The sequence below is a fragment of the Streptomyces sp. NPDC088747 genome (genome assembly GCF_044751025.1).
Lineage (GTDB): Bacteria > Actinomycetota > Actinomycetes > Streptomycetales > Streptomycetaceae > Streptomyces.
Map to the genome: position 1 here is coordinate 1 of NZ_JBIVKZ010000033.1, position 10,954 is coordinate 10,954.

A 10,954-nucleotide genomic window follows, 5' to 3' on the forward strand; every position below is an offset into this window, starting at 1 on the left:
GACCTGCTGAGGTGCTGGACCGGCATCTGCACCACCTGCGGCCGCCCTCTCATCGCCAGCAGACCCAGAGCACGAACCTAACGAAGCACTACTAGTGCCGGTCAACTCAAGCCGCTTGAACCGCTTCTCGCAAGATCTCGACGTGCTGTTCGTCTACGGCACGCTCCAGTTCGATGCCGTCCTCAATGCCCTGTTGGGCCGAATACCGGAGCAGGTCCCTCCCTTCGCCCCCGGCTCCCGCGCGGCCAAGCTCAAGGGCCGGGTCTATCCAGGTCTCGTCTATGCGGGTGGCAGATCGGCTCCCGGCGCGGTCTTGCTGTACCTCGGCAACGACGAGTGGCGCATCCTCGACGCATTCGAGGACGAGCACTACGAACTCCAGGAAGTCCCCTTGTCCAACGGCAAGTTGGAGTGGGCGTACGTCTGGCCAGGCGGAGACGTTCAAGCGGCCGTCTGGAGCGCCTCAGAGTTCGAGGACCATCACCTTGAGGAGTACGCGGCGCGGTGCGCCCGAATCGCTCCCGGACTGGCAGTCGGCGAGCCGAAGAGCGAATACATGCCAGCGCGGCGTACGGCGGCCAGCCCGCGTTAGCCGCTCTGGTGCCCAGGGCCCAGGCGACAGCCGGTGGCGCAATGTCGCCTCCTATCGGACCCCTTCGGAGGCTCGATAAATGAAGACACGGAGCGACCCTCGGGCCAGCGCGGTCTTCGTCCGGGTCTGGATGCGGCTGCGTCCCGGTGATATCTGTTGAGATCGCCAAGCGCAGCAAGGGGGATGGCGTGACGAGCCAGCATGACGGTCAGCCTGGGGGCAAAGAGCAGCGGGCACTGACAGTGCTGCCGCCTAGGCTCAGCATGCCGAGGATGGCGACGCCGAAGCAGACGGTCACTTTCCTGTACGACCCCGACGAATTCGAGGAGTTCGTGAAGGAATGGGTGCCGACGCAGAGGGCGAAGTACGACCTCGTTGAACGGCAGGGAGGCGCGGGGGACCACGGCATCGACGTGGCGGGCTTCCTGACGCAGGCGAAGCTGGAGGGTGAATGGCACAACTACCAGTGCAAGCAGTACAAGCGGGATCTGTCCTGGACCACTGCGGCCCAGGAGATGCGGAAGATGTTCGTGGCCGCGGCGGGCGGTCATTTCACCGTCCCCAGCCGTTACGTCTTCGTTGCTCTCACCTTCGCTGCAAGCCTGAAGCGCCTCATCTCGAAGCCGTCCGAGTGCCAGGCAAAGTTCCTGGAGGACCTGTCCACGACTAGGGACAAGCTCGTGACCCAGCTCGATAATGACGAGCGCCGCAAGGTCGAGGAGCTGGCGGAAGACACCGACTTCGGCATGTTCTCGTGCATCGATCTCGATCAGGTACTCGAAGAGCACATGACCACGCCGCACTGGCTCGCGCGCTTCCCGCACGTTCCGCCGGCGAACGGGCCGATCAAGCTGACTCCTCCCGAGCGGCCCCGCCACGACGAGGCACGGTATGTGCAGCGCCTCGTCGATGTCTACCGGGAGCGGTTTCCCGACAAGGTCAACGCCCTGGAGCAGGTCGAGAACGTGGCTGAGGCCAAGGGGCACCTTCTGAGGCAGCGGGTGGCCTTCTTCGCCGCCGAGTCCGTGCGCGTGTTCGCGCGGGACTCGACCACGCCGGAATACTTCGACCAGGTCAAAGAGGATATCTATACAATTGTCGTAGAGGAGTCGGAGCGGTCTCACCCGAACGGCTGGGAACGCCACGCAGCCGTCATGATCTGCGCGGGAACCGTGGAAGTGACCGAGACGATCCTCAAGCCCTACGTGGGGCCGGAGGTCCGCAAGGGGGTATGCCACCACCTGGCGAACGACAACCGCCTTATCTGGTGCCGGGAGGGAGAACAGTGACCCCGCTCAACAGCCCGCTCGAGGTGGGCGTGCGCGCTCTTGTCCTCCTGGCCGAGAGTCACCCCCAGCCCTTGGACCTCACCCAGCTCGTCGCGCTGGACTACCTCGTACTCCACAGCGGTGAGTTCGACGGCCCGCACAGCCTCCACCCCGACCTGCCGGCTCGGGAAGGCGAACTCGGCAGGAAGCGAGAGCTCCTCGAACAAGGTCTTCTCGTGCTGATCCGGGCCGGGCTGGCCGACCTCGTCAGCAACGAGGGCGGCCTCATGTACGCGGCCACGGAGAACGGCCCCACCTTCATCGAAGTGCTCGAAGCCCCCTACATCGCGTCTCTGCGTGAACGCGCCGAGTGGGCCCTCCGCCATTACGCCTCCCCGGCGCACGCCCGCAGCGTGACCCGTCAGATCATCGACCGCGCCGCAACAGGCTCCGCATCCGAAGGGGCTGGCCATGGCTGACCTGCGTCTGACACACCTCACCTACGCCTCCGCGGTCAAGCCGCTCGCCACAGTGGACTTCGACCCGTCCCTCACCGTCGTCTACGGCGCCTCGGACACCGGCAAGTCGTTCGTCGCGGAGTCCATCGAGTACATGCTCGGCGGCAGCAAGCTCGACCTCGTCTCCGAAGCCGAGGGATACAGCCAGATCCTCCTCGGCCTCGAACTCGACGACGGCACCCCGCTCACCCTGCTGCGTGTCCCGGAATCCAACGCCATCCACGTGCACCGGGCGGACCTGCGGGAGCTGGTCACTCGCTCCTCCGACTTCGACGTCACGGCCAAGCACACCGCGCGCAGCAAGAACAGCCTCTCCCAGTTTCTCCTGGGCCACCTGGGATGGGACGACCTGCGCATCCGCACGAACGATGCAGGCGGCACACGCGAGCTGCGCCTGAGCGACCTGGTCCACCTCTCGGTCGTTCCCGAGAACCGCATGGTCGACAAACACTCCCCGGCCCTGCACTCCTCCTCGGCCAGCGGGAAGACCGCGGCGGCCTCCGTAATGCGGCTGCTGCTGACCGGAGAAGGCGACGCCGAGGTCACCACCGGCATGAACGCCGGCCAGCGCCGCGTCAACAAGGGACAAGTCAGCCTCCTCGACCGGATCATCGTCGACCTGCAGAACAAGCTCAGCACCTCCGAGAACGTCCGGGAACTCCGCGACCGGCACCGGCGCCTGCAGACAACCATCGACGGCTACTCCCGCGCAGTCGAGACCATCACCCAACAGCACCTGAACTCCGTGGCCGAACGCATGTCGGTCGCGGAGGAGCTGGCCGGGATGGAAGCGCGCCTGGCCGAGGTCGGCGACCTCATGTCCCGGTTCACCCTGCTGGAAAAGCAGTACCGCTCCGACATCGACCGGCTCGTCATGGTCACCGAGGCCGGCAACCTCCTGGGATTCTTCAAGGTCGGCACCTGCGTCTTCTGCGGCGCCGAACCCGAACACCAGCACCCCGACCACACCGAACGCGAGACGACTCAGCTGCATCTCGCAGTGGAGACCGAGATGGCCAAGACCACCTCCCTCCTCGATGACCTTCGGCCGACCATGCGCGACCTGCTCGGCCAGCTCGAAGAACTCCGCACCAGCAGGGAGGAGATGAAGGCATCCGCAGCTCGCCTCGACGCAGACATCTCCGTCACCCGGGAACGGCTCGCCCCGCTGCGCGAGGACATGGACCAGCATCTTGAGGTCCGCTCGGCCATCGAACGCGACCTGGACCTTCACCAGCGCATCGAGGAACTGGAAGAACGCCGGTCGCAGCTGGACGGTGAAGCCGCAACGCCCGCCCACCGGCCCACCGACTACATTCCCAACCGGGTACTCTCCGCCTTTGACCAGGTCCTCCAGCACACACTAGAGGCGTGGAAGGTGCCCTCCGTCGAGTACGCGGAGTACGACCAGTACCAGATGGAGATCCGGGCAGGTAACCGGCTGCGGGCCTCCCGGGGCAAGGGCGTCCGCTCCGTGCTGCACTCCGCATTCACCACGGCCCTGGCCCACTACTGCCGCGAGCACGACCGGCCGCACCCCGGGCTCGTCGTCCTCGACTCGCCCGTGGTCACCTACCGCGGCCCCCATAGCGACCCCCAGGGCGACGCTCCAGGTGACGACGTACCAATGACATCGACCGTCGTCGATCACTTCTACCGGACCATGCTCACCTTCCCAGGACAGGTGATCATCTTCGAGAACGGTGACCCGCCCCACGACGTCATCGCCCAAGCCCGCACCCACCGGTTCGGCCTGCAAGAAGGCGACCGTGCCGGCTTCTTCCCCGCAAGGGCAGGTGAGGCGGTCAGGTCCGTAAGCGGCTGAGGTCACGAGCTGCGGGCCATAGGAGCGGCGACCACGGTCCACTTCCCTACCACGTGCTAGGGAAACACCGCGCCCGATCGCTGTCGGCCGTCATCCGTCGAGGCAGCCCAGCTGTGCTGTTTGAGACGTCGCCGTACCGGTCAGCGCGCGCCTCGGAACCGGTCGGGCCGGCCGGTGATCCTGGCGCGCATCCGGCCAGGGCGAGTGCGGCGGTGGCCGTGAGGGCCGTTCTCCACGCCGTGCGTGATGTGGTGCTGCGTCCCTGACGGGAACGCTGCGGCTCGTTCGACATCGACATGACTCCGTTGTCCGTGTGCGGGTCCATGGAAGGAGGCCTGGCAAGGCGCAGGCGACCGTCGGGCAGCGCATAGCCGGGATCCGCAGGGAGATGGCCGAGCGCGGACTACGGTTCGCTGCCGAGGAATCGTGCCGGGACTGGGAACTCCGCCACGGCTACGACGCGACCCGCGCCCTCCTGGAACATCGCGGCGACCTCCGCGCCCTGCTCTGCATGAACGACCGCCTCGCGTTCGGTGCGTACCAGGCACTTGCCGACCGCGGCCTCTCCGTTCCGCGTAACATCTCGGTCGTGTCCTTCGACAACGACGAACTCGCCTCGTACCTCAGGCCTGGTCTGACAACCGTCGCGCTGCCCCACGAAGCCATGGGCCGCACATCCGTCGAACTCCTCCTCGACCGCGGTCGACGTCCCGACTGCCACCTGATCCCCATGCCGGTCGTCGGACGAGGCTCGGTCCGCCCACCCGCCGGCTGACGCCGCACGGCGAACGCTCGCGTACCTCTCGGAAGTGAGGTCACGCCGGTTAGTGGATGCCTTGCGCGAAGTGCAGACTGCGTTGCACCGTCATGTACAGACTCCGGCTGTCGCCGATTGGCTAGAGGGATATCGCACCGTCACCAGTGCGCGCTGAGGAGCCCCTGTGAATCCCACGAAAACGAGCACCACGGTCATCCGCATGTACGGCGCCAGCCAGACGGAACCGTTGGTCGACGCACTCGCGGACGTCTGGGTGGATGCCCACCCGGAAGCTACGGATGAGCTTCGGCAGGAAGAGGATTCGCCGGTTGGCGCCTTCCGTCGGCAGATAGCTGGACACTTCCGACACTCAGGGTTCAGCCTTTCCGCTGCTTACAACGCAGACACTCTTGTCGGGTTCGCCTACGGATTCCCCTGCAGTCCCGAGTATTGGTACGGAGCTGAGCTACTCCCGCGTATCAATGCGAAGGCCAAAGAGGGCCGCCTTATGGGACTGTGCGAGCTGGCGGTTCGCCCCGGCTGGCAGGGCCGCGGCATCGGCACTCAGCTTCATGAGCAGCTGATCCGTGCGATCGCCCCAGATTGGTCTTCCCTGCTCGTCCGCCCTGACAACCCGAGAGGGCGCGCCCTCTACACACGGCTTGGCTACGCCTATGCCGGGGAATACCGCAACACCCCCGGCGGCCCGACCTACGATTTGCTCTTGCTTTCAGTAACCGGCCTTCCAGATAAAAGCGGGCAAGCCAGCAACGACTGACTCCGACGAAGCCCTGCTAGAACCCGGCCCGTTCTGGCAGGGCTGCATCTTCAACCTGGAGGCCGGCGAGGACATTTGAAGGCTTCCGCGCCACTTGTTGCCGGAGGGCATCACTCACGTTCCCGGCCGACGGAAACCACTGGTGGCTGTACGACGGCCGGATACTTCCGTTGGCCACTTCGGCCCGGAGGGTCGGGTGTTGGGGTCGGAACTCATCGAAGACCCGGCCACTGTGGCTGAGTGCGTCCGTCTTCGTGGCCTCCTCTCGACTGTCGCCATCCCACACGCCGAGTACAAGCCCTGACCCATCAGTGAGCTTTTTCAGCACGGCCACTGATCGGGTGACGCCGGCGGTGTGCGCAACGCACGAGGCTCCCATGCCGTTGGGGGAGGTGTTCGACGTCTCAACCCACAGGCACAGGAGCCGCGTTGGTTCCGTATTCTGCCGCACTCGACCTGCCCCACGCCCTGGTCGAGTGGGTCACCAGTCACCCGCGAGGGTGACCGTCGCTTCAAGCTCCCGCCGCACCAGCGTGCGCTGATCGGCCTGGTGTACCTGCGCCGGCACGACACCCTCGCCCAACTCGCGGCCGGCTTCGGCATCTTCACTGCGCTCGGCACGTTGAAAGCGGAAGCCTGCGCAGTGCACCGGCGACTGGTGCCTTTGTGGCGGCGCAGGACCCGGCACGGGCGGGTCCTGTCGCTGGACGCTGACCTGGGCGACGGGCTGTCGCTGTACGACCTGGTCACCACCGAGTTGGTCTACCTGGCCCACGCAGCGGACGGGGTGTACGAGGACGAGCGGCTCAACAGGGTGCTGCGCGGCCTCGACCCGATCGAGCAGCAGATCGTGTTCGCCTACGCCGCAGGTGAGGGCACTACCTGGACCGAAGCCGCCACCGTGGCCGGCGCCCCCGACCCGGAAGCCTTCGGCGAACGGGTGCGGCGCAAGGCCAAGCGGCTCGCCGCCGATCAACGTCGGCGCGCAGCGCAACAACGAGTCGGGTGATCCGCCGCCCGCTGTGCTGGGGGGAAGCATGTTCATTACTGCCGGCGCCGGTCGTACCGGAGGGGCGGGAAGGTCAAACGAGCGGTGTGACCGGGTTAGTTGAGGTGGTTGACGGCTGCGGACAAGCGGTCATTCGAGAGTGTCGGCGAGCCGTTTCCACAGCTGGTTGTGGAGCCTCATGACGACCATGCGGCACTGACGTACACCCGTGTAACTTCCGCTAGCCTGCGTCAGAGCGAGGCTAAGTTCCTCAACATCCTGACCAGGCCCTTTGCGGCGCTCGAAGATCGCCCGCCGCCCCCGGGTTCCTAGGCCACACGGGAGCGGCGGGATCTACCAGACCCGTCTCCCATGGCAGGAGCAGTCCGATGCGTTCCCAGCATGCCATCTCATCCACAACTGACCACGTCTCCAACCCCGGAACACTCTGGCCCCACGCAGGCCGGGCCAGCGCGAGCACCTCGACCAGGACTCGGCAGCCGCCGTACTCGGCAGCACGTCCGCCGACTTGGTGCCGAACACGTCGTCGTGGCGGTCACTGCGGCGCCAACCGCCACGAGGACATCGTGCACCGCATCCTCCAGCGCGCGGCCGGTGCCGAACACCAGGCCGTCGCGCAGCGGATCGGCCACGGTCCGCAGCGCGGCGAGCTGCTCCTGCAGCTCGGTCTGCCGCCGCTCGTGGACGCGCTGCTCCTCGGCGATCGTCTCGACAAGCCGGGCTTTGGCGTCGGTGGCGAATGCGGGGTCGCGCACCAGGGTCGAGCGGGCGCGGGTCAGCGCGCCGGGCACGTACGGGGGAAAAACCGCTGGGCCTGCGGGGACTGTCCAGTGGTTTGCCACGTGTACTCGGGACCGTCGGCGAGTGCCCTGAGGATCAGACGCCGCCCGAGGCCCTGCCTCTGAAGGCCGTCTGTGATGGAGATCTTGTTGATGCTGCCGACGCGGCAGGTGTCGCACACCTTCCACACCAGCGTGCCGACGTCGTATCCGTCACGGTCGAACATCCGGATACGGCGATGGCCGGTCGGCTGCCGTGGTGGCCCGTACACGAACCGAACCTCCTGGTGCCGGGTGGTGAACAGGATCCACCGCCACCGCAGTGGGGACAGGTGCCCGGGAACGGGTGGGGTCACCGGATTCTCCTTCGTCTCGTCTCGTCCTGTCCTGGGATGTTCCCCAACTCTCCCTGCTCCTGGTGCAAGAAGCCGGCGAGAGGGAGCAGTTCGCCGGAGTGTCGGCTTCGGCCTCTTGCTCTGAGCGGCCTGCTTAGACGATCATTCAAAACTCATGGTCCGGGTCGCCTCGGCGACCTAGTGTCGGCGACAGCGTGACAGGTTGCTGAGTCAACTGCCGGGAGCCCGCGAGTGGATGCGCCGTTACTCAAGGCCACGTCAGGGTGTGGGGTTGTGACGCGCTCACTGCGCAGCAATCGAGTTGCCCCCACATATCGGACGCTCTCTCGGTGCGGCTCGGCAGTGAGCCGGGCAGCGGTGAGGGCGACCGATGAGTTGGGCACGCGGTCTGGGCAGATTGATGGCGGCACTCGGGCCGGACATGGTCCCCACCGAGATGCGCCGTCTGTCGGTGAGCGGATTCCCGACGAGTTCGAGGTCACCGGCGTGTGGATCGAATTCCACGATTTAGGCCTCGTGGTCGTCGAAGAGCGCGCCGAGCATGTGCCGCAACTCGGCATCCTTGGTCGCGAGTTGCGGCACATACGACAGGGACACCACCCTCGCCACGTCGACGCGACGGCCGCCGCGGCTCGCACTCTCGCGGGCGGCACCGACTGGCCGGCGATCGCCCTCACCGTGGCCGCCAGTGATTCCCACGCTGCCGACGAGGCAGAAGCGGAGGAATTCGGCGTGCGTCTGGCGAGTGCCCTCCGCGGTCGTCTCGACCCCTGCGGTGGCCCGGAGGGGACTCCCGTCGACCCGGTCGGGATGGCCATCCATGCGTCACTGGGGGCTTTCGCGGACCGCAGGACTGATAGCTGATGAGCACTTTCTTCCTCGACGGCCTCTACATCGTCTTCTGGGTTCCAGCGCTGGTCCTGACCACAGCGTTGGTGATCAAGCTGCCCAGCATCGTGAAGCTTTGGAAGGACCCGCTGCTCAGATCTGTGGGTGGCCTCCTCGTCCTGGCCTGCGCCATCTTCGTCTTCGCCGCGCCGCCGACCATCGCCTGGACCAACCGCGTCACCGGCGTACCGAATATCTCGGCACCGCTGGTCTACAGCCTCCTCACCACGTACTGCGGGTCCTGTCTGCTCCTGGTCGCCGCCTGGAGGAACGGCATCTCCGACCGCTCAGCGGTCACCAGCCGTGCCATGCGGTGGGTTCTCCTCGCCTACTCAGGCGTGATCGTCGCGCTGTGGGTGCTCTTCGCGCTCGCCGACGTCCAAGAAGAGCGGCTCCGAGATTTCGACACGTATTACGCCAACGCCGCCTTCATACGCGAGCTGATCGTGCTCTATCTCCTCGCGCACGCCGTGGCCGGTCTGATCACCGCCAAACTGATCTGGAACTGGGTGCGTACCGGCGGGCTCGATGCATGGCTGCGCGCCGGCCTGACCTGCCTGGGCGCGGGCAACGCAACGAACCTGATCTTCGACAGTGCGAAACTCTCGGCCGTCGTCGCCCGATGGAACGGCGATGATCTCGACTGGCTGAGCACCGAGCTCGCCCCGCCTGTCGCCTCTATCGCCGCCATTCTGATTGCGGTGGGCTTCGTTCTGCCCCACGTCGGCCAGTACCTGTACCGCCGATCGCGCATCTGGTTGAACCACTGGCACCTGCGGCCCCTCTATCGGCTGATGCGCACCGTCAGCGACGACCGAATCCCTTTCAAACTGGGCTCCGCGGCCGAACTGCGGCTGACGCGTCGCGAAACGTTCATCAGGGACGCGCTGCTGCGCCTTGGCCGGTACGTCGACGAGGACCTGGCCCAGCGTGCGTACGACGCCGCACGGCACCTGGAGTACGCGCCCGGCCGGGCGACCTCCCTCGCGCACGTCGTGACGATCCACGACGCCCTCGAGACCCGACGACGTCTACGCGAGGAGGGCGCCACCGGCCCGCCCGACAGCCCCGACACGGAAGACCTGCTGGAGGGGATCGAGGACGTGTCCCGCGCCCTGCGCCACACCGAAGACATCCGGGCGGTCCGCGAACGCGCGGCCACCGCAGCAGGAGAGAGAGTGCCCCCCATATGAATGCCAGCCCCACAAACAGGTCCCGCTCCGCCGCGCAGCCGGTGAAGTCCGCTGTCGTCCTCGGCGGCAGCCTCGCCGGCATGCTCGCGGCCCGCGCCCTCGCAGAGTCCGCGGACCTCGTCACGATCGTCGAGCGCGACGCACTGCCCGAGGGCCCCGAACGCCGCAAAGGCCTCTCCCAAGCGCCGCACGTTCATCTACTGTGGTCCGGCGGCGCGCGGGCGATCGAGGAACTCCTTCCCGGTCTCACCGCACGGCTCGCCGAGGCAGGGGCGCACCGCCTGGCGCTCACCACCGACATGGTGGCGCTGTCGCCGCAGGGCTGGTTCCGCCGCTGGGACGAGTCCCACTACATGATCCTCGGCAGCCGCGACCTCCTCGACGCGACCGTCCGCGCGCAGGTCCTCGCGGACGACCGGATCCGGCTCGTCGAGCCCACCGAGGTGCTCGGCCTGGAGAGCACTCGCGCGGAGGTGACCGGAGTCCGCGTCCGCGAGGGCGGCGGAGCCGAGCGGGTCCTCGCGGCCGACCTGGTCGTCGACGCCACCGGCCGCGCCTCCCGCGCACCGCAGTGGCTCGACACGCTCGGCCTGCCCGCCCCGCGGCAACGGCGGGTCGACTCGGGCCTGGCGTACGCCAGTCGGTTCTACCGTGCCCCCGAGGGTGCGAGGTCCGGCTTCCCGGTGGTCAACGTGCAGGCCGCCCCGCGCGAGGGCCGCCCCGGCCGCTCGGGCGTCCTGATGCCCATCGAGGACGGACGCTGGCTGGTCACTCTCACCGGCACCCGAGGCGGCGAACCCAGCGCCGACGAGAGCGACTTCGAGCGGTTCGCCACCGAGGAGCTGCGCCACCCCGTGATCGGCGAACTCCTCGCGGGCGCCGAGCCGCTGTCCGGCGTCGCCTTCACCCGGTCCACCGCCAACCGCCGTTACTACTACGAGCGTTCGCGGGACTGGCCGGACGGCTTCACCGTCGTCGGCGACGCGCTCGC

The 10,954-nt window shown here is 67.1% G+C and carries 12 protein-coding genes and 1 pseudogene; 11 read left to right on the plus strand and 2 right to left on the minus strand.

Annotated features, from left to right (window positions below):
- Positions 1-115 precede the first annotated feature (115 nt).
- The 8 genes and pseudogenes from ACIP79_RS42205 to ACIP79_RS42240 form a co-directional block, all read left to right on the plus strand.
- Positions 116-592: a gamma-glutamylcyclotransferase family protein gene (locus ACIP79_RS42205; RefSeq protein WP_401233295.1), complete on the plus strand. Its 477-nt coding sequence runs from the start codon at positions 116-118 to the stop codon at positions 590-592.
- A 272-nt stretch (positions 593-864) separates the two neighbouring features.
- Complete coding sequence (locus ACIP79_RS42210; protein ID WP_401233298.1) at positions 865-1,881, plus strand: ABC-three component system protein; 1,017 nt, start codon at positions 865-867, stop codon at positions 1,879-1,881.
- Positions 1,882-1,910: 29 nt separating this feature from the next.
- Entirely contained in the window at positions 1,911-2,339 is a 429-nt protein-coding gene (locus ACIP79_RS42215) for an ABC-three component system middle component 2 (protein ID WP_401233300.1), read from the plus strand.
- Entirely contained in the window at positions 2,332-4,203 is a 1,872-nt protein-coding gene (locus ACIP79_RS42220) for a hypothetical protein (protein ID WP_401233303.1), read from the plus strand. Before ACIP79_RS42215 ends, ACIP79_RS42220 begins: the two co-directional genes overlap by 8 nt.
- A gap of 274 nt (positions 4,204-4,477) precedes the next feature.
- Positions 4,478-4,978 (plus strand): substrate-binding domain-containing protein, encoded by a 501-nt coding sequence (locus tag ACIP79_RS42225; RefSeq protein WP_401233322.1) that lies wholly within the window; start codon positions 4,478-4,480, stop codon positions 4,976-4,978.
- A gap of 166 nt (positions 4,979-5,144) precedes the next feature.
- Positions 5,145-5,738 carry a GNAT family N-acetyltransferase gene (locus tag ACIP79_RS42230; RefSeq protein WP_401233307.1) on the plus strand — a complete coding sequence of 198 codons (594 nt, stop codon included), beginning with the start codon at positions 5,145-5,147 and terminating at the stop codon, positions 5,736-5,738.
- 142 nt (positions 5,739-5,880) lie between these two features.
- The gene (locus tag ACIP79_RS42235; protein WP_401233309.1) at positions 5,881-6,042 is read left to right on the plus strand and encodes a DUF6879 family protein; all 162 of its coding nucleotides are present in this window, start codon (positions 5,881-5,883) and stop codon (positions 6,040-6,042) included.
- A 125-nt stretch (positions 6,043-6,167) separates the two neighbouring features.
- Positions 6,168-6,384 (plus strand): annotated as a pseudogene (locus ACIP79_RS42240) (transposase family protein); the annotation flags it as partial.
- A 752-nt stretch (positions 6,385-7,136) separates the two neighbouring features.
- On the opposite strand, the gene ACIP79_RS42245 reads toward ACIP79_RS42240, so the two are convergent.
- Together ACIP79_RS42245 and ACIP79_RS42250 are read right to left on the minus strand one after the other, a co-directional pair.
- Positions 7,137-7,538, minus strand: a complete 402-nt coding sequence (locus ACIP79_RS42245; protein ID WP_401233312.1) for a hypothetical protein — start codon at positions 7,536-7,538, stop codon at positions 7,137-7,139.
- Positions 7,523-7,882 (minus strand): hypothetical protein, encoded by a 360-nt coding sequence (locus ACIP79_RS42250; RefSeq protein ID WP_401233314.1) that lies wholly within the window; start codon positions 7,880-7,882, stop codon positions 7,523-7,525. Before ACIP79_RS42250 ends, ACIP79_RS42245 begins: the two co-directional genes overlap by 16 nt.
- 357 nt (positions 7,883-8,239) lie before the next feature.
- Between ACIP79_RS42250 and ACIP79_RS42255 the strand changes: the two genes are divergently transcribed.
- The 3 genes from ACIP79_RS42255 to ACIP79_RS42265 all read left to right on the plus strand — a co-directional run.
- Positions 8,240-8,746, plus strand: coding sequence for a hypothetical protein (locus tag ACIP79_RS42255; RefSeq protein WP_401233316.1), 507 nt, complete (start codon positions 8,240-8,242; stop codon positions 8,744-8,746).
- Entirely contained in the window at positions 8,746-9,963 is a 1,218-nt protein-coding gene (locus ACIP79_RS42260; protein WP_401233319.1) for an MAB_1171c family putative transporter, read from the plus strand. Before ACIP79_RS42255 ends, ACIP79_RS42260 begins: the two co-directional genes overlap by 1 nt.
- An 80-nt stretch (positions 9,964-10,043) precedes the next feature.
- The coding region (locus tag ACIP79_RS42265; protein ID WP_401233324.1) for a pyridine nucleotide-disulfide oxidoreductase at positions 10,044-10,954 on the plus strand (911 nt) is incomplete at its 3' end.